The organism is Paenibacillus sp. FSL H8-0332 (genome assembly GCF_037963835.1).
Taxonomy (GTDB): Bacteria; Bacillota; Bacilli; order Paenibacillales; family Paenibacillaceae; genus Paenibacillus_AQ; species Paenibacillus_AQ rhizoplanae.
Map to the genome: position 1 here is coordinate 5,977,790 of NZ_CP150145.1, position 18,153 is coordinate 5,995,942.

Genomic DNA, 18,153 nt, shown 5'->3' on the forward strand with positions numbered 1-18,153 from the left:
CCTTGCAGAAGCAAATCTGCGCTTATGGAGTCAAGCTTATCACATGGCGGGGAGGTACAGAAAGCCCCCAGCCTGCGGATATCCGTAAGCTGGAGGCTTCCCTGCGCATAATCTTGTTATTTTTTCAAATGATAAGGGACGGTAGTAATAATTACATTGCGCCGGTACAGCAGATGCGCGCGGATCAGCAGACTGGACTGGTTATGCAGGATGTTATGCCAGCCCTTCTTCGGTATGAATTGAGGGACGATGACGGTAACCTGATAATTCGACTCGCTGGCCTTGCGCTGAACCGTATCAATGAACTTGGTCAATGGATGAATGATGCTGCGGTAAGGTGAATACAGCGTTACCAGCCGTACTTCAGGATGGAATTTCTTCCACTTTTCTTCGAAAATAGCGTCATCCTCCCGCTCGAACGGGATGTGGACGGCGATAATCTGCTGCGCACTCAGCGACTTGGCATACCGCAAGGAATTCTCCACCACATGGGTAATCCCTGCTACCGGCAGGATGATGATATTCCCTTCAATCGCAAGCGGCGGCTCCCCGCAGGTGGCTACCCGCAATTGATCGGCGACCGATTCATAATGCTTGTAGATGCGGTAGAAGAACAGGATAATCAGCGGCAGGAAGACCAGGACCGGCCAGACCTGCGTGAATTTGGTCAGGAAGAACATCATCGTGACAATGAAGCTGATCAGCGCCCCGATTGCATTGATGATCAGCTTAGGCAGCCAGCCCTCCGGCTTGTGCCGGAGCCATTTGACGATCATGCCTGTCTGCGACAGGGTGAACGGGATGAAGACCCCGACTGCATACAGCGGAATGAGATGCTCCGTCCGCCCCTCAAAGGCAATGATCAGGATGATCGACAAGATGCCCAGGCTGAGAATGCCGTTCGAGTACCCCAGCCGGTCTCCGCGCACGGTGAACATCCGGGGAATGAATTTATCCTTCGCCAGATTCACAGCGAGCAGCGGAAATGCGGAATATCCGGTGTTCGCCGCCAGAACCAGAATTAAGGCTGTCGTTCCCTGCACGACATAATACATGAAGTTGCGGCCAAAGACATGCTCGGCAATATCGGATACCACCGTGACCTGTTCACGCGGAGCAATGCCGTAATAATACGCCAGGAAGACGATGCCTGAGAATAACAGCGCGAGCAGAATCCCCATCGCCGCCAAGGTTTTAGCTGCATTATTCGGTGCCGGCGCCTTGAAATTGGGGATCGCATTCGATATGGCCTCCACCCCCGTCAGCGCCGAGCTGCCCGAGGAGAACGCCCGCAGCAGCAGGAACAGGCTGATTCCGGCCACCGGTGTTCCCAGTGAGGTGTGAAGCTCCGCCGGTACTCTTCCGGTCAGCACATTGAACAGGCCCAGACCGATCATAATGAACATCGCCAGGACGAACAGATAGACCGGATACGCCAGGAAGGATGCCGACTCGGTGACCCCGCGCAGATTGAGTGTCGTGATCAGCAGTACGAAGATGATGGCAATTATCACATTATAAGGATGCAGGCTCGGAAAAGCTGAAGTGATCGCATCCGTTCCCGCAGAGACACTGACCGCTACGGTTAGAATATAATCGACGAGCAAGGAGCCCCCGGCAATCAGACCCGGATATTTACCCAGATTCTCCTTGGATACGACATAAGCCCCGCCGCCCTGGGGATAGGCGAAGATGATCTGCCTATAGGAGAGTATCAGGGCCAGCAGCAGCACCAATACCCCGCCTGCAATAGGTATAGAGTACCAGAACGCGGCTGTACTAATCGTGATCAGCACCAGCAGAATCTGCTCCGGGCCATAAGCCACAGAGGACAAGGCATCCGAGGACAGAATGGCTAAGGCCTTGGTTTTGTTAAGCTTCTGTTCTCCCAGCTGATCGGACTTCAGCGGCCGTCCGATCAGGAACCTTTTTACCGAAGACATCATCATCACTCACCGACTTTTTTATTGTTATATTACCCCTGTTGCACAAATAAAATCTGGACCTATATTTGGATACAGACACTATTTTTGCTGCCGTTCGATACTACATTAATTCTTTTATCACCATCTGTATATATGCAGATATCCTAGACAAACCCCAAACAATGAATAACAAATGAAATTCGCCGAAAGACACAGCAAAAGGGACCAAGCAGGCTTTCCACTTCGTCCCGTTTGCTTATTTCAGCTTTTTTTGCTATATTCAGCCATTTTCAGGATGTCTCAGAGCCAGTCCTGAGTAAGCAGCGTACGCAGCAGCTCCACCTGCTCCCTGCCGATCCGGGCCGTGATTTCGGCCTCAATATTCTGCTTGATCTCCAGCATACTCCGGCAAGCCGCTGTCCCCTTCGCAGTGAGCACGATAGGCTTGTCCCGGCTGTTCCCTTCCTTAGCAGCAGTATCTACGTAACCTTCGGCCAGCAGATTGTTGATCGTCTTTTGCGTGCCCTGGCGGGAAATGCTGATCAGCCTGCTGATCTCCGAAATGGACAGAACGCCGTGCTGCTCCAGCATCGCCAGAATATGCGTCTCCGTCTTATTCAGCGGCTCGCCGCTCATCTGGTTTACCTTGTCCCGCAGCACCTTATGCTTTTCGCTGATCATATCGACCAGATTCAACCCGCTTATGTACTCATTCATCTACAAAACCTCCATGATAGAAATGCAGTTCTGTCTTAACGACAATCCCTGTCGTCCAAATTGTCAACTAGGTTGACATTAATCCATCCCACTGCTACTATAAGTGAAGTTTGACAAACTTACATTTAAGGGAGTTCGGAAACATGGGCCGTAACAAAAAAGAAGCTTTAATTTTCACCAGTATGATGTGTTTTTGCATGGTTGTCTTTATGTCTTTTTACAATGTGATTATAGCTAACGGATTCAACAGCAGGCTGTTCATGGATGTGGCTGTGGGCTTGCTCCCGGCACTTGCCGTGGCCCTGTTCTGTGATATTGTGGTGGTTGGCAGAGTTGCCAAAGGGCTGGCCTTCAAAATAGTGAAGCCTTCTGCGCCCCAGATCCGCAAAGTGCTGACGATCTCGTGCTTCATGGTCTGCGGTATGGTCATCCTCATGTCTCTATACGGCACACTAGCACACTTCGGATTCGGGGACAACTTCTTCCGTCATTACTTCTCCATCCTGGGGCTTAATTTCATCTGCGCCCTGCCGCTACAGCTGCTGGTGGCCGGTCCGCTGACCCGCTTCCTGTTCAGCCGGATGTTTCCGGTCCGTACGGCAGCACCGGGCGTCTAAGGTTAAGGTTGGCTGAAACCCGTTCTCCGCGTTCCCGCCATACCAAAAAGGGTGTTCAGCAGGCTAAACCAATCTTTACCTGCTGTTTTCATCACAGACAGGGGAGCATAGCACGTAATATGATAAGCACATTATCATATGGTTGAAGGAGCAGCTTTTGCATGACGATGAAACAAGAATTCGATAATCTCATGGCGTTCGCCAAGGATTTAATCAATGAGAATCTCGGCTTTTATTACGATATCAATTATGGTTATTTCCAGCCGGAGACCCACCCGATCGTGGACTTCATAAGGCTGATAGGTAGGCGTATTCAGAGCCAGCTCATGCTGACGCCCGCGCTCTATGGGGAGGTCGATCAGATGGAGCGGATGTTCTCGGACAACCTGTTCTTTGATGAATGGGCCGAGGTTACGCTGGACGGACGGAGCTTCCACTTCCTGATGCGGCAGATTGACAACAGCAGCAGAATCATCAACCTGGCACGTGATCTGGTCTTCCCCTCCCCCTGGATTCCCCGCAAGCTGCGCGACAGTCTGATCCGTATCGGTGAAGGTACCCTGAACGGAAGCTGGCGGCAGGATAAGGATCATCAGGTTACCCTCTGGCTCCCTCTTGGCATCTCCTTCGTGGAAGGCTCAGGACATCATTCTATCACGGCGGGGATCGCCAAGGGCGAAGGGGAGCTCTACCCCACCTCGGTGTATGACATCAGCCTCATCTATGATCACGTGTATACCGACGGCAGGTATTACTACAGAACGCATGACCATTCGATCATCTCCGAGGTTCATTTCGTGGAATGCGCCGCCATCTTTGAGATCGGCCGGATCATGGCGGCGCAGAAGATTATTTTCTGAAGCTCCTGCGGGGAGTTCAACTTGAACGAGGGCTATGCCAAGTGCCGTAAATGGCTGCTTGGTATGGCCCTTTGTCTGTTTTACGAGGCACCCCGCTTCGCGGATTCAGAGGGATTTATTCCTCTCGTTTGCTCGTCCCGCCGACTTCTGGCGGATTCAGGTGCACTTTTGCTCCTCCTTTCCTCGTCCCGCCCACTTACGGCGGAGACAACGCAAACTTGCTTTCAGCATGAGCAACTCAAAAAGCCGCGAACCCGCCCAAATTGGACGGTTCACGGCTTATTCAAGTAGTAGCTCTCTGTACGAGCTGGAATTCAAGCTCCTGCTGCCCGGTCTCTTTTCCCCCCAGCTTGCTGATAATCAAATAGAGCGCATTCTGTGCCTGCGCGGCAATCGGATTATCAATCGAGGTGATCCCCAGCGTATGGGACAGCTCCGTATTGTCGAATCCGACAATCGCCAGTTCCTCCGGCACCTTCACCTTAAGCCTGCGGGCCTCGCTCAGTATACCTGCCGCCACCATATCATTGGCGCAGAGGATGGCGTTTGGATGCCCTCCTGGACTCAGCAGCAGCTCCCGGATCAGCTCCTCACCTTGCCGGATGGAGTAGATGCCCGTCTGCGACCATTCCGGGTTCACCTCCAGATGATATTTGCGGGTAGCATCCCTATACGCCTGTATCCGCCCGGAGGTATTCATACTGGTCGGCCTGCCCCAAGCATTGGCAATCCGCGTATAACCCTGTCCGATCACATGCTCAAGTCCCAGCATGTACCCGTCATATTGATTCATGGCGACACTCTGAATCTCCGGAAGCTCCATCCGCTGCCAGGAGACAATCGGCCCGTATTTGCAGTAGGAGCCAAGGAGTGCCTGATCATTGACGCAGGTGCTGATCACCAGCGCATCGACTCTTTTACGGCGCATATCCTCGAAGGCTTGCAGCTCTTTGGCCGGATCGCCCCCGGAGGTATAGATGATTGTCTGATATCCGTGCTGGCTGGCGGTCTCCACGAAGCTGTTCAGAAAAGGCAGCATCACCTCATTGATCCCCTCCGTAACCATCCCAATCTGCATCGTCTCTCCTCTGGACAAGGAAATGGCATTGCCGTTCGGCACGTAGTCCAGCTCTTCCATAATCTTCAGGATGCTCTCCCGCGTCGCCTGACTTACATGGGGAGAACGATTCAGTACTCTTGATACCGTAGCCTTGGAGAATCCCGACAATTTGGCGATTTGATCCAGATTCGACATGATGGCACTCCTTACATAAATTCTCATCTTTTAAATAATACTTGACATGTAACGCGTTACAACATTTAGCATGGAATTATGGGACATATTAATAGCTTACCATATCTGATCATAACTATAAAAAAGGCGGGATAATCCATGAGTACTCCATTTCCTGAAGGCTTCCTGTGGGGCGGCGCAGTAGCTGCCAATCAATTGGAAGGCGCATATAACGAGGACGGCAAAGGCCTCTCCACCCAAGACGTAGCTCCGCAAGGAATCAAGGGTCCGATCACCGAGGTGCCTACCGAGGATAATATGAAGCTGGTCGGGATCGACTTTTACCACCGGTACAAAGAAGATGTTAAGCTTTTTGCCGAAATGGGCTTCAAGGTCTTCCGAACCTCCATCGCCTGGTCGCGGATCTTCCCGAACGGGGATGAGCTGGAGCCGAATGAGCAAGGCCTGCAATTCTATGATGACCTGTTCGATGAATGTCACAAATACGGCATTGAGCCGCTGGTGACCCTCTCCCACTACGAGACTCCGCTGCACTTGTCGAAGCAGTATGACGGCTGGGTTAACCGCAAATTAGTCGGCTTCTACGAACGGTATGCCAGAACGGTATTCACCCGCTACAAGGATAAAGTTAAGTATTGGCTGACCTTCAACGAGATCAACTCGATTCTGCACGAACCCTTCATGAGCGGCGGAATTTACACACCGAAGGACAAGCTGAGCAAGCAGGATCTGTATCAGGCGATTCATCACGAACTTGTAGCAAGTGCTACAGCGGTCAAAATCGGACATGAGATCAACCCGCAGGCCCAGATCGGCTGTATGATTCTCAGTATGCCAACGTATCCACTCACGCCTAACCCGGACGATGTCATTGCGGCAATGAAGTCAGAGCATATGAACTATTTCTTCGGGGATGTGCATGCAAGAGGCGTGTACCCTGGCTATATGAAACGTTACTTCAGAGAACACGGCATTGAGATTCACATGGAGCCTGGAGATGCGGATATTCTCAAGCATACCGTTGACTTTATCTCGTTCAGCTACTATGTGAGCATCTGTGAGACCGGTGACAGCAGCAAACGTACCCAGGAAGGCAACCTGATCGGCGGCGCACCCAATCCATATCTGAAGGCCTCCGAATGGGGCTGGCAGATTGACCCGCAGGGTCTGCGTTATGTGCTCAATATGTTCTATGACCGTTACCAGAAGCCGCTGTTTATTGTGGAAAATGGACTCGGGGCCAAGGATGAGCTGATTACCGGCGAAGACGGCGTGCCGACTGTTAATGACGACTACCGGATTGGGTACCTGAATGACCATCTGGTGCAGGTGGGCGAAGCCATCGAGGACGGCGTTGAAGTCATGGGCTACACCTCTTGGGGCTGTATTGACCTGGTCAGTGCGTCAACTGCTGAGCTAAGTAAACGTTACGGCTTCATCTACGTAGACCGCCACGATGACAATACAGGAACACTGGAGCGCTACCGAAAGAAATCCTTCCACTGGTACAAGGATGTTATTGCTACCAACGGACAGAGCCTGCGGCGCTCAGGCGAATAGAATAACCAGACATCACAGGTTGTCCCGAAAAGCCTCAAAAAGGCTGATGGGGACAGCCTTTTTTTCATAGGGAAAGATAACATCTTGCGTTCTTCATGGCTTCAGATATAGGCTGCAAGACCCATGTTGCCCAGCCTGGATTAGACTGTAGGAACGGTAGCGGCAACGACCCATTCCGCCGATCTTGGCCTGCCCCTCCCCCCGATAACTGAAGATATCAATTTCAGTTGAATAAGCCATTAACTAAAAGCGGAAAGGAGCGGAGGGGAAATTTGGAACTGTAGGAGCGATAGCGACCGCCTTTATGTTTGGATTTCTACCGCGCCCAGCGGGTTCAATCAGGAAATCCAAACATAACAGCGGCCGGAAGTCCAAATGTTCACCGCAGCGACGAGTTTAAGCTTTGCGTTACTACCATTTCATCTCATATTCCATCTCGTATTCCATCTCATATTAATATCTTCAGTCAGCTCCTTTACCATTTTGAAACTAATTGCCCAAAAGGTTAGGATATACTAGCCACAGATGAATCCTAAGGAGCGTAACTGGAATGAACAAATATACCTTCGGCCTCAGCAGCCTCTTATTCTTTAGCCTGATCGCCTCCGGCTGTGGCACCATGAAGACACCGAGCGATCTGCTTCAAGCCCCATCACAGGGGAATAGCGACGGCAATCTTACCGGAATCGTCAAATCCTTTCTACCGGCCAACGCGCATTTAACGGTACCGATCCATTCAGAATCCGGCAGTGCGATTCAATTACAGGATCTGGACAAGGACGGGCAGGAGGAGCTCCTCGCCTTCTACAAGACAGACAAAACCGATTATGAGATTAACACCCTCCTACTCTCGCAGCAGGACGGCAAGTGGACCAAGCTGGCTAACCTTACCGGGGTGGGCAGCGAATTGAACGAAGTGTCCTTCACAGATGTTACCGGTGACGGAGCGCAGGAGCTGCTGCTCGGATACGGCGGCGGGGAGGGATTAAGCAAAGAGCTGGCGGTCTACAGCCTAAGCGGCGGCCAGCTGGCCGAGCTGCTTAAGCAGCCTTATGACCAGCTGGTTCTTGGCGACCTGACCGGGAGCGGGCATACCGACATTACCTTGCTTCAGAGCACCTACACCACAGATAATTTACGTGAGACCCATCTCCTGTTGCTACGGCTCAAGGAAGGTAAGCTGCAGACCTTATCCGACCAGAAGCTGGACGGTAATGTGATCGAGGCCCAGTTCGGCAAGGCGTCCCCTACACGGGACGCAATCGTCATAGATGCCGCCATTGGCGCACATGCTTCTTATACTTCATTGCTAACTTGGGAAAAAGACAGATTTACTGATATACTGGCAACAGATGATTATCAGCGTACCGCGCTCGCTGCAAGCAAGGATCTGGTGCTGTCTCCGCCAGCCGTCTCTCCTGACCTGCTTGGCAGCAGCAGTATTGCAATTAAGGACTACCCGCAGTCCAGCCTGGATGTGAATAATGACGGGATCTTGGAATTCGGCTTCCTGGTGCCGCCAGCCGGTACGAAGAACATGGCTCCCCTGGCGACCCCATTCATCACCAAATATTATCAGTGGGACGGACAGTCCGGCCTGACCTTCGTGCAGGAGCAGTTCGACCGCTGGGGCTTCAACTTCCGTATTCCCAAGTCCTGGGCGGGCCAGACTCTGCTCGAGGTTCCGGGAGAATCACCCCAGCCCTGGGAGAAGCTCCAGTTCAGCTATAAGAATGCCGGGTCTGCTGTGAAGGCTCCGCTGCTGGAGCTTCGCCTGCTGACGAAGAAGGCCTGGGCTGCCGCAGAGGTTCAGCTGAAGGCTGAGAATAGAGAGTATAAGCTGCTGTATGAGCAAGGGAACTCTAACAATGACACGGAGCCTACCCTGTTCGTTGCCGTAATGCCCGCAGCGGATGCCGCCGGCAAGCTGCAGGGGTCCGACCAGCAGAATTATTATCTGCTGAAGCTGACACTGGATGAAGTCGTTCAGCTGGCCGGCACACCCCAGAAGCCCCGGCAATAAGAAGGAGAGCTGTTCATGAAAGTGCTGATACTGGAAGATGAGAAGCCGATCCGTGATCTGCTGTGCATCAACCTTAAGCGGGCAGGCTTCGAGATCGCGGAGGCTTCCACCGGTGAAGAGGCGCTGAGGATTGCCAGGGAGCAGAGGGATTTCGATATTGCGATTCTCGACCTGATGCTGCCCGGACTCAGCGGGTTCGAGGTGTGTACCCTTCTGCGGACACAGTTCCCCCGGCTGGGAATCATTATGCTCACCGCCAAAAGCCAGGAAATCGACAAGGTCATGGGCCTGGAATCCGGCGCAGACGACTATGTGGTCAAGCCCTTCAGTCCAGTGGAGCTGGTCGCCCGGGTGCGCTCACTTTACCGCCGGATGTATCCGGGAGAAGCGCTGCCGCAGGAGAATCTCATCGAGCTTCCACCTTTTACTCTAATGCTGGATGAACGGAAATTATTGAAGGACGGACAGGATATCCCGCTGACCCCAACCGAGTTTATGATCGTTAAGCTACTTATGGAGCAGCCGAACAAGGCCATGAACCGGGACGATATTCTGACAGCCGTATGGGGGCAGTATTTCATGGGAGATCTTAAAATTGTAGATGTGAATATCAGCCGAATCCGCCAGAAGATCGGACAGGAGTCCTCCGGGCCGCAGTTCCTTGAGACGGTGTGGGGATTCGGATATATTTGGAGGGGCTAATCGTGCTGAAGGGAATCAGGTCCAGGCTTATCGTCTATATTACCCTTATGCTGCTCCTGATCGTGCTGCTGCTGGAGGGAGTGTTCATCGCTGCTGTCCACTATTATTATCTGGGCAGTGCGATGGAGACATTGAATACAAGGGCTACGACTTCAGCGACCTTTTTCAATAAGTATCTGGAGAGTTATAGCTTGAATGAGCGGGCGCGTTATATTCTGGAGAATCTCTCCCCTGAGGAGAGCAGTAAGGTGGAAGTGCTGAGTCCAGCTGGGCACGTGGTCATTAATTCCTTCGGCTTCTCCAGTACAGAGCAGGTGAGTACCCCTGATGTGAGAGCAGCCCTGACCAGCGGCAAAGGAAACTTTCAGAGCCTCAAGCCGGTGAACGGGGAACGAATTATGGCAGTTTCTATTGCACTGAAGGAGTCGGGGAGCACGATCGGCTTGCTGCGCTACTCGGTTTCGGCAGAGCCCTTATATCACGTTATTGTCAAAATCGCGCTCAATGCAGCCTTCATCGGCCTGCTCGTCATTGGATTCGGCTTCATGCTCAGCCTGATTATCGCCAAACGGATCGTCGGGCCGATCCAGCAACTGACCGGTGTCGCCAAGGAAATGGCCACCGGTAATTTTGCCGTCCGGGCAGAGAGGCGATATGACGATGAAGTCGGCACCCTTGCGGTAACGCTGAATTATATGTCGGAGGAAATCCTCAAGAGCGAGAAGCTCAAATATGATTTCATCTCCTCCGTCACCCATGAGCTGCGGACCCCGCTTACCTCCATCAAAGGCTGGGGGGAGACGCTGCTGGTCGGTGATTTGTCGGATAGGCAGGAGACGCTCCAGGGTCTTGAGGTCATGACCGGGGAGACGGACCGGCTGATCGGCCTGGTGGAGGATCTGCTCGACTTCTCCAAATTCCAGGCCGGAGAGATTCGCATTGTGCGCCAGCCGTATGATCTCAGAGGCCTGCTGGAGGATCTGCTGCTGCAGTTCAGATACCGGGGGCAGACGAAGCAGATCCGCCTCTACGCCGACCTTCCCGATCAGCCGCTGCCGGTGGACGGTGATTTTAACCGGTTGAAGCAAGTGTTTGTCAATTTGCTGGATAATGCGTTCAAGTTCACCCCTGCGGAGGGTGAGATCCGCCTTACCTCGGTGCTGGAAGGCGAGCGGATAATTGTCACCGTTGCTGACAACGGCGAAGGCATCGAGGCCGCGGATCTGGCGCAGCTTGGCACCAAATTCTTCAAAGGCCGCTCCCGTCAATCCGGCAGCGGTCTGGGCCTCGCAATCTGCAAAGAAATTATCGAACTGCATGACGGGCAGCTGCGGATCGAGAGTGAATTCACCAAGGGAACCTCGGTAATTGTTGAGCTGCCGCGTTACGAGGTGGAGCAGCATTTTTCCTCACCAGTGTAGCTCTAGCTGCATATCCCCCTGTGCTTCTATAACTCAACCCGGGCTTGTCCGCTCCCGCGCGCGATTCCCACTACTGGCTGAGTCTCAATAGAGACATTCCCGGCCACGGCTCTGGAGATCATACAGGAGGCTTCAGCCTTATGTGCCAGCCGCTCTGCCATCTTGAGCTGCGCCGGTGTCGCATAAGCCTGAAGCACAATGCTAGGCTTATGCACGATCCGTTCGTACGTGAACACATTATTCGTGACATCTACTGTCGCTTCAGACGCCAGGGTCAGCTCCTCTGGAACAATCTCCGAACGCTCCAGCATTGCGGCCAGAGTAATCAGGTAACAGGTCGCTGCTGCACCCAGCAGCATCTCATCCGGGTTCGTGCCGGTTCCCGGCCCGCCCATCTCCTGCGGAATCGATATAACCGTCCGCAGTCCGCCCGCATCAATATGCCCTTCGCTGTTCCGCCCTCCATTCCATACCGCCTTCAGGTGAAAAGGATGCTTCATCTCACTCCGTCCTTTCTTTTCTTCATATCAAATAAGCACTCTTGTCTTGTGTCGCTTCTGGGGCTAGATACGCCCGATCCGTCTGATCTCCAACCACTGGTCTGCCTGCCTATACACATGGTAAGTCATCTCCGTCAGATTCACCAGCCCAAGCGACCTTTCTTCAAGTATCGGATAGGTATTAGACCCCAGATCGCAGTTCATCCTGGCGCCGTCACCATAGATCCGTTCAACCGGCGTATGCCCATGAATTACCGGCCTGCCATTCGTTAAGGCAAGCAGCGCTTCACGCGGCTGGCGGTAGAATTCATATTCTGTCATCCATAGAATCTCCCGGCTCTGCTCCTCCAGTGGCTGCTCTGTATACAATCCTGCATGTGTATATACATATTCATCATCCTCAAAGTACAGCGGCAAAGAATACGCCCACTCCATCAGCTCCTGCCGTTGATCCGGGTCGGGATAAGCCTGCTTCAGGCTCTCCAGCGTCTCGCACCCGCCATGGCTCAGCCAGAGCTTGTCTCCGCTTTTTATATAATCCCCCATCATTTCTTCATGATTGCCAATTAGCGCATGAACCTGACCCGGATGCCGCTCTGTAAGCTGCTTAAGATAACCAAGCACTCCGGCCGAGTCCTTGCCCCGGTTGATCATATCTCCGCCGATGACCAGCTGGTCTTTTCCCCAGTCCAATCCAGACTGCCGGAGCAGAAGCTCCAGCCCTTTTTGATCCCCATGGATGTCCGTTATGAAGAATTTGCGCATGAACTCCCTCCTTAATAACAATTACCGCAGGCCCCTTAATTAGCCGCTCAAAAGCATTCCACCGTCATTGTAGGCATCAGATAAGAGGCGCCCGGCAGATTCCCGCATGAATGCCTAAGCTGTTGTAATGCTGCTTGATGTTAATTAGGGCATGGCCGCTGAACACTCGGGAGACCCTCTCTTCGATGGGACCCACCTCTACCTGTTCCTGCCGCAGCAGCCGCTCCACCGCGACCTTGATCTCCCGGGGGTATATATTTCCGGCCACACTGGAGAGACCATTGCAAGGGCCTGAGGCGAAATTCTCCACAAGCTTCATATCCCCTGCGGCAAAAAGAATGAATTCCTCCGGGTACTCCACCCCCACATGCCGCTGCAAATCGCCTGTTTCCTTGTACCCTACAATGTTCGGATAACGGCGGATTAACAGATTCAGCGATTCAGGAGCCAGATCGAATCCGGTCCGGCCGGGGTTATTATACAATGCCACCGGCTTGGCCGTATGACTAAGCAGCTCCTCCACATAAGCGATTGCCTGCTGCTGTGTAGGCCGGATATATGGTGGGAAGCCAATCATAATCGCATCCATCACCGATGTCTCCAGCGCCTGAATCAGCGTTACCGCGTCACGGGTTCTGATGGCAGAAGCCCCGAAGACCAGCTCTATCCCTTCGAATCGCTGCTGATTGAAGTACTCAATGATTTCCAGTCTCTCTGCGATACTCATCGAATGCTGCTCACCCGTGCTTCCTGAGATAAGCAGCGATTCGATGCCGTTCTGCTTCTGGTAGGCGACAATGGCTTCGAATCCTTCTACATCCAGACCTTCATCACTGTAAAAAGGCGTAGGAATCGCTACATTTAATCTTTTCATATTACACTCCTTTTGTAATAGACCTCGCATCTTCTATCTCCAATGTAACAAAAAATCCCGATGAATCAAGAGAGACTTGATCATCAGGACAAATTCAGTTCTATACCCACTCAGCTGTCTGCTTATTTAGCCTTGCCCGCAGGCTCATAGATCAGACAACGCAGCTGCTTACCCGGATAGCGGAATTCCACATTATATTTGCTGCCATCTTCCAGTAATACATCCACGGCTACCATCCCGCGTTTATTGTTTACCTCAGTGCCCGTCAGATACGCCTTCACTATTTTTCTTTTCTCTCCCTGCTTGTCCTTTACAATCCGGGTAGCTTCCTTTATCCAGCTGTCATCCTTCTTTATGGCAGCCGCTGCTGCCGCGTCGATAGGGGTTCTTTTTATAATAGAGTTAAAAGCTGTCGTATCTACCACCACCCCGGTGTCAGGATCGATCTGTACACTATATTGCCAGTATTCCTGACCTTGTCCAAGCAGAGTAAGCGACTTATATGGTGCAGAGTGAACCGACCAAAATGAGGGTATGCCATAACCCGGTTCCACCAGCGTAACATTCGTTCTCAGCTTGGAGACATCAGCATCGAACAGCTTACGTACACTTTCAGCCGCCCGTGCCAGTACTTCATCCTTGCTGAATTTCTCCGGTACGGCAACGGCCGGAGCAGTTATATTGCGTTTAGAAGACAGAAGATTAACCCGGTAGTACCAGTCAATCATTTGCAGCAGCTCTTCATCCGTCCAGGTGCGCTCCGGTTGATGATACGTATTGGTCTTTATATCGAGATACAATTCTCCTTGACCCGCCTGTAACGGCAAAGGCTTCTGTGGCCGCACACCATCATACACATACTGATCCTCCAGCACCCGCCTGCGATTGATCTCCGCATCGCTCATCGCCCGGCCTGAAATGCGGGGATCGCCTGGGAGCTCTATATAGTCGTAGATTTGCTGGATTTCTGCCTCCGTCATCTGCTTCAGCAGCAGATCATCATTCACGGTAGATACCGGGGCCGGGGACTCTACCTTTAGTACAGGAACAGCACTTCCTGCCGGACTTGCTTTAGCATTGACCTGAGTTGCCGTACTGTACTTCGCAATGACTGCTGAGTTCGCCAGACTGGGGACAAGGAGTCCGCTGAATGCGAACATACCGCCTGAGCATAGGACAACTGCCACAGTAACAGACCACTTTTTCTTGTTCAATTGTATTACCTCCATCAGAATTCAGGATATTCTTTCTATCCATAGCATAATTCCGGGATGTTATAGAGTGGAGGAGCAGTTGTTATGGAGTTGTAAAATAGCTTCACAAAGCGGAGCTTAAAAAAAGGCGGATGCGCGTTCCCTCCCCAGGAGCAGATAGCAGCTCAATTCTGGCCTGATGCGCTTCGGCGATCTGGCGGCATAGAGAGAGACCCAGACCTGCATGGCCATAAGCCCGCGAGCGTGAAGGATCTGCACGGTAGAACGGCTCAAATGCCCGCCTGCTCTGCTCTTCTGTCATTCCACTCCCGCTATCCTGTACTTCAAGCACCCTTTCTCCATCCTGCTGATAGGCCAACACACAGATCGTCTGCCCTGGCCGGGACACCGGAATCGCATTCTCGATCAGATTCACCAGCAAAGCTGCCAGAAGATCAGCATCTCCCCATACGGCAGGAATAGAACTATCCATTTCCAGCAGTAATCCGTTATCTGTTACCCTCTGCTGCTCGGTCTGGGCCACTATGTCGAATAGCGAAGCCACATCTACCTCTGCCAACACCAGCGGCTGATGCCGCAGAACGGACAGATCCAGCAGCTTGAAAGCCAAATTCTTCAACCTCACCGTCTCGCTAAGAATATAGTGCCCCGCCTTGACCTGATCCTCCTGATCTATGTTAGCAGTAGTCAGCAGCTCCGCGAATCCCTGCATACTGGTCAGCGGTGTCCGCAGCTCATGAGCCAGATTATCGACCATCCGCTGCTTATCCTCAGCCATGCCTGCGAGATCGGTTATCCGCTGCTCGATCACTGAAGCCATCCGGTTGAAGTTTACGGCCAGCTCCCCGAACTCATCCCTGCTGTTCAACTCCACACGATTGGAATAGTCGCCTTCGGCAATCGTCTTCGTCGTCTCTGACAACAGCTTGAGCGGCTTGGTCAGATGCCGGATCAGAAGGTAGAGCAGCACCACAAGAGTTGGCCCCACAATCCAGTTAATCATCACAAAAAAACGGTTAAGCTCCTGCTGCTGGGCATACAGCCCGCTAATATCGCGGTTATAGGCCAGCTCCAGATGCTGGTAGGGAGCCGGGAGCGGCATCGCTAACGTCATGATATGCTCCTCCTGACCGGGACTCCCCCCGTCCTCAATGGGATAAAGCAGCCGTCCATTCTCCCGGAGTTCCAATTCTATTCCCTGTTTGCGGTAATGCTGACCATAAGATTGAGTCACGTTTACCAGCAGTTCAGGGTTGAGCGACATCCCTCTGAACCGATTGGATTCCAGATTCTCATATATACTGTTTGTAATTAGCAGTTGCTCGCTGGCCGCGCGTTTACGCTCACTCGCCATGTTCAGCTGCCAGCTTTTCTTCAACACCATCACGACACTCACATCAAGGGCCGCTATAAAAAGCACCAGGACAGCAAGAAGAATCTTATGCCAGAACCGCATGGCTAGACCTGAACTTCCAGCCGGTAGCCCAGCTTGAACACGGTTTTGATCCGTTCTTCCCAGCCCAGCTTTTTACGCAGCTGCCTTATATGTACATCCACGGTACGGGTATCACCTGCATAATCATAGCCCCAAGCCAGCTCCAGCAGCTTCTCTCTGGAAAGAGCAATATTCCGGTTGCGAATTAGCACTTCAAGCAGCTCGAATTCTCTGGCTGTCAGATCCACCAGCAGCTGTTCCACCCACACCTGACGCTCCGTGAACCGGATTTCAACTCCATCGCATACAAAAGCAGAGGCAGCCTGCTCATTCCTCCGCAGCACAACATTAATCCGGGCCAGCAGCTCCAGAATCTCAAAAGGCTTAATAATATAATCATCCGCCCCCAGCTCGAAGCCCCTGATCCGGTCAGAGAGTGCACCCCGGGCCGTAATCAGAATCACCGGAATCCGCAGTGGAGCAATCTGCTCCATCACCCCGAACCCGTCCAGACCGGGAAGCATGACATCCAGCAAGACCAGATCCGCACGTTCCTTCTCCAGCATATCCGCTACCTCCGAGCCGCTATAGGCTTTGGCATACGTATGTCCCACCAGCTTGAGATTCATCGTTATTAAATCATTAATCGCCTGTTCATCCTCAACAACAAGTATATGAGCCATCTGTCGAATATCCTCCTAACTGTAGCCACAGGGTGCCTGTTCATAGGTAACCTAATCTTAATCATACCAGATTACAGAGCATCCATAACCTATAAGCCGAACCTGACATTACACACCCGCCTGCCAAAAAATCCTGACGAGTCAAGAACTGCTTGATCGTCAGGACTAGTTTGTTCATTGAACATAAGCTTCCCGCTTATTTCCCCTTATTGGCAGGCTCATAAATGAGGCAACGCAACATCATACTCGGATAGCGAAATTCCGCATTATATTTGCTGCCGTCTTCTAATAACACATCCACCGCAACCATTCCGCGCTTATTGTTTACCTCGGTATCGGTCAGATAGGTCTTTACGATCTTCCTTTGCTCTCCTTGCTTGTCCTTAACAATCCGTATAGCTTCCTTGATCCAGCTAGGATCCTTTTGGACTGATTTAGCCGCAGCCTCATCAATAGGCGTTCTTATCGCTGCCAAATTAACTGCTGTCGTATCCACTACCACTCCGGTTTCTGGATCAATCCACACATTGTATGTCCAGACCTCCTGCCCTTGCCCACGCATGGTGCGCTCCTTGTAGGGAGAGAAATACACCCACCATTGTGAAGAGAAGCCATATTCCGCTTTTCTCAGATTAGTTGCCATTTGCATCTTAGACACATCGGCATCGTAGAGCTTCCGCACACTTTCAACCGCACGCATTATGAATTTAGATTCGCTGTACTTTTGAGGAAGAACAGGTTTTTCCGGAAAACGTTTAGAGGCTGCATGCGCCTGGCGATAGTTCCAGTCTATAAGCTGCAGCAGTTCTTCATCGGTCCAAGTTCTATCTGGAACGTAGAGCGTATTGGTCTTTAGATCCAGATATAAATCTCCTTGTCCCGCCTCGAAGGGCAGGGGCTTCTGAGGCCGAAGGCCATCATACTCATACTGATCTTCCAGCACCCATTGACGCTTAGTTCGAAGGTTAAGCTCAGATTCGGTTTGATCCTGGCCGCCAACTACCGTGGGCTCAGGTGCTTTACTCAGAGAATCATAAATTTGCTCCATTAGCTCCTTGTTCATATTCTTCCGCAGGTAATCATCGACAGTAGATACTGGCACGGGTGTCGCTACTTTCAATACAGGAACTGTACTCTCCGGCAGTGTCAGTCTGAGATCATTCTGTGCTGCTGCGCTGCCTTCTCTACCACTACCTTACTCTCAACATGTTATAAAGTAGAGTGACAGTTGTTATGGAGTTGTAAAATGAGACCATATCTCCTGGTTTGGTTGGCCTGCCTTCAGTCAGCGCCGAAAATACAAAAAGACCACTGTCGAGGAATCAACAGTGGTCATGTGTGCTTGGCAACGTCCTACTCTCCCAGGACCCTTCGGTCCAAGTACCATCGGCGCTGGAGGGCTTAACGGTCGTGTTCGGGATGGGTACGTGTGGAACCCCTCCGCTATCGCCACCAAACGGGCATTTGAATATCAAATGCTATAATTCAGGTCTCAACATCGCCAAATGTTGAAAACAAATCTCCTTTACAGAACTGCTTGAGCTCTATAAATTCCAATTTGATTCCTGAAAACTGAATCCGAAATGAATCTGCGTTGTAGCA

Annotated in this window: 16 protein-coding genes and 1 rRNA gene; 6 read left to right on the forward strand and 11 right to left on the reverse strand. The window is 51.9% G+C overall.

The annotated features are described in order from the left end of the window. Positions 1 to 116: 116 nt before the first annotated feature. Positions 117 to 1,946: an APC family permease gene (locus NST43_RS25825; protein WP_339225528.1), complete on the reverse strand. Its 1,830-nt coding sequence runs from the start codon at positions 1,944 to 1,946 to the stop codon at positions 117 to 119. A gap of 279 nt (positions 1,947 to 2,225) precedes the next feature. Continuing rightward, positions 2,226 to 2,642, reverse strand: coding sequence for a MarR family transcriptional regulator (locus NST43_RS25830; RefSeq protein WP_339220184.1), 417 nt, complete (start codon positions 2,640 to 2,642; stop codon positions 2,226 to 2,228). Between the two features lie 143 nt (positions 2,643 to 2,785). On the opposite strand from NST43_RS25830, the gene NST43_RS25835 reads away from it, so the two are divergent. Both NST43_RS25835 and NST43_RS25840 read left to right on the forward strand, forming a co-directional pair. Further along, positions 2,786 to 3,259, forward strand: a complete 474-nt coding sequence (locus tag NST43_RS25835) for a DUF2798 domain-containing protein (RefSeq protein WP_339220185.1) — start codon at positions 2,786 to 2,788, stop codon at positions 3,257 to 3,259. A 161-nt stretch (positions 3,260 to 3,420) separates the two neighbouring features. Further along, positions 3,421 to 4,119: a DUF6710 family protein gene (locus NST43_RS25840; RefSeq protein WP_339220186.1), complete on the forward strand. Its 699-nt coding sequence runs from the start codon at positions 3,421 to 3,423 to the stop codon at positions 4,117 to 4,119. Between the two features lie 283 nt (positions 4,120 to 4,402). On the opposite strand, the gene NST43_RS25845 is transcribed toward NST43_RS25840, so the two are convergent. Then, positions 4,403 to 5,374 carry a LacI family DNA-binding transcriptional regulator gene (locus NST43_RS25845; RefSeq protein ID WP_339220188.1) on the reverse strand — a complete coding sequence of 324 codons (972 nt, stop codon included), beginning with the start codon at positions 5,372 to 5,374 and terminating at the stop codon, positions 4,403 to 4,405. A 138-nt stretch (positions 5,375 to 5,512) separates the two neighbouring features. On the opposite strand from NST43_RS25845, the gene ascB reads away from it, so the two are divergent. From ascB to NST43_RS25865, 4 genes are all read left to right on the forward strand, one after another. Then, entirely contained in the window at positions 5,513 to 6,934 is a 1,422-nt protein-coding gene (gene ascB, locus NST43_RS25850; protein WP_339220189.1) for a 6-phospho-beta-glucosidase, read from the forward strand. A gap of 550 nt (positions 6,935 to 7,484) precedes the next feature. After that, a complete protein-coding gene (locus tag NST43_RS25855; protein WP_339220191.1) occupies positions 7,485 to 8,957 on the forward strand; it encodes a hypothetical protein in 1,473 nt (490 codons plus the stop codon). Between the two features lie 15 nt (positions 8,958 to 8,972). After that, positions 8,973 to 9,659: a response regulator transcription factor gene (locus tag NST43_RS25860; RefSeq protein WP_209993253.1), complete on the forward strand. Its 687-nt coding sequence runs from the start codon at positions 8,973 to 8,975 to the stop codon at positions 9,657 to 9,659. A 2-nt stretch (positions 9,660 to 9,661) separates the two neighbouring features. Next, positions 9,662 to 11,080: a HAMP domain-containing sensor histidine kinase gene (locus NST43_RS25865; protein ID WP_339220193.1), complete on the forward strand. Its 1,419-nt coding sequence runs from the start codon at positions 9,662 to 9,664 to the stop codon at positions 11,078 to 11,080. A gap of 26 nt (positions 11,081 to 11,106) precedes the next feature. Here the strand turns inward: NST43_RS25865 and NST43_RS25870 are convergent, their stop codons facing one another. From NST43_RS25870 to rrf, 8 genes are all read right to left on the reverse strand, one after another. After that, on the reverse strand, positions 11,107 to 11,580 hold the full coding sequence (locus NST43_RS25870; protein ID WP_339220195.1) for an OsmC family protein: 474 nt from the start codon (positions 11,578 to 11,580) through the stop codon (positions 11,107 to 11,109). 63 nt (positions 11,581 to 11,643) lie between these two features. Next, positions 11,644 to 12,345 (reverse strand): metallophosphoesterase, encoded by a 702-nt coding sequence (locus NST43_RS25875; protein WP_339220197.1) that lies wholly within the window; start codon positions 12,343 to 12,345, stop codon positions 11,644 to 11,646. Positions 12,346 to 12,421: 76 nt separating this feature from the next. Next, positions 12,422 to 13,219 (reverse strand): dihydrodipicolinate synthase family protein, encoded by a 798-nt coding sequence (locus NST43_RS25880; RefSeq protein WP_339220199.1) that lies wholly within the window; start codon positions 13,217 to 13,219, stop codon positions 12,422 to 12,424. Between the two features lie 122 nt (positions 13,220 to 13,341). Next, the gene (locus NST43_RS25885) at positions 13,342 to 14,433 is read right to left on the reverse strand and encodes a hypothetical protein (RefSeq protein ID WP_339220201.1); all 1,092 of its coding nucleotides are present in this window, start codon (positions 14,431 to 14,433) and stop codon (positions 13,342 to 13,344) included. 103 nt (positions 14,434 to 14,536) lie between these two features. Further along, positions 14,537 to 15,889: a HAMP domain-containing sensor histidine kinase gene (locus NST43_RS25890; RefSeq protein WP_339220203.1), complete on the reverse strand. Its 1,353-nt coding sequence runs from the start codon at positions 15,887 to 15,889 to the stop codon at positions 14,537 to 14,539. A gap of 2 nt (positions 15,890 to 15,891) precedes the next feature. Continuing rightward, positions 15,892 to 16,551 carry a response regulator transcription factor gene (locus NST43_RS25895; protein WP_209993260.1) on the reverse strand — a complete coding sequence of 220 codons (660 nt, stop codon included), beginning with the start codon at positions 16,549 to 16,551 and terminating at the stop codon, positions 15,892 to 15,894. Between the two features lie 196 nt (positions 16,552 to 16,747). Beyond that, positions 16,748 to 17,614: a hypothetical protein gene (locus tag NST43_RS25900; RefSeq protein ID WP_339220205.1), complete on the reverse strand. Its 867-nt coding sequence runs from the start codon at positions 17,612 to 17,614 to the stop codon at positions 16,748 to 16,750. Between the two features lie 277 nt (positions 17,615 to 17,891). Then, positions 17,892 to 18,008: ribosomal RNA gene (gene rrf / locus NST43_RS25905) — 5S ribosomal RNA — on the reverse strand. Positions 18,009 to 18,153: the final 145 nt, after the last annotated feature.

Coding starts and splice junctions, on each gene's coding strand:
- NST43_RS25825 (WP_339225528.1), bottom strand. CDS start 1,946: ATGATGTCTTCGGTAAAAAGGTTCCTGATCGGACGGCCGCTGAAGTCC.
- NST43_RS25830 (WP_339220184.1), bottom strand. CDS start 2,642: ATGAATGAGTACATAAGCGGGTTGAATCTGGTCGATATGATCAGCGAA.
- NST43_RS25835 (WP_339220185.1), top strand. CDS start 2,786: ATGGGCCGTAACAAAAAAGAAGCTTTAATTTTCACCAGTATGATGTGT.
- NST43_RS25840 (WP_339220186.1), top strand. CDS start 3,421: ATGACGATGAAACAAGAATTCGATAATCTCATGGCGTTCGCCAAGGAT.
- NST43_RS25845 (WP_339220188.1), bottom strand. CDS start 5,374: ATGTCGAATCTGGATCAAATCGCCAAATTGTCGGGATTCTCCAAGGCT.
- ascB (WP_339220189.1), top strand. CDS start 5,513: ATGAGTACTCCATTTCCTGAAGGCTTCCTGTGGGGCGGCGCAGTAGCT.
- NST43_RS25855 (WP_339220191.1), top strand. CDS start 7,485: ATGAACAAATATACCTTCGGCCTCAGCAGCCTCTTATTCTTTAGCCTG.
- NST43_RS25860 (WP_209993253.1), top strand. CDS start 8,973: ATGAAAGTGCTGATACTGGAAGATGAGAAGCCGATCCGTGATCTGCTG.
- NST43_RS25870 (WP_339220195.1), bottom strand. CDS start 11,580: ATGAAGCATCCTTTTCACCTGAAGGCGGTATGGAATGGAGGGCGGAAC.
- NST43_RS25875 (WP_339220197.1), bottom strand. CDS start 12,345: ATGCGCAAATTCTTCATAACGGACATCCATGGGGATCAAAAAGGGCTG.
- NST43_RS25880 (WP_339220199.1), bottom strand. CDS start 13,219: ATGAAAAGATTAAATGTAGCGATTCCTACGCCTTTTTACAGTGATGAA.
- NST43_RS25890 (WP_339220203.1), bottom strand. CDS start 15,889: ATGCGGTTCTGGCATAAGATTCTTCTTGCTGTCCTGGTGCTTTTTATA.
- NST43_RS25895 (WP_209993260.1), bottom strand. CDS start 16,551: ATGGCTCATATACTTGTTGTTGAGGATGAACAGGCGATTAATGATTTA.
- NST43_RS25900 (WP_339220205.1), bottom strand. CDS start 17,614: ATGAACAAGGAGCTAATGGAGCAAATTTATGATTCTCTGAGTAAAGCA.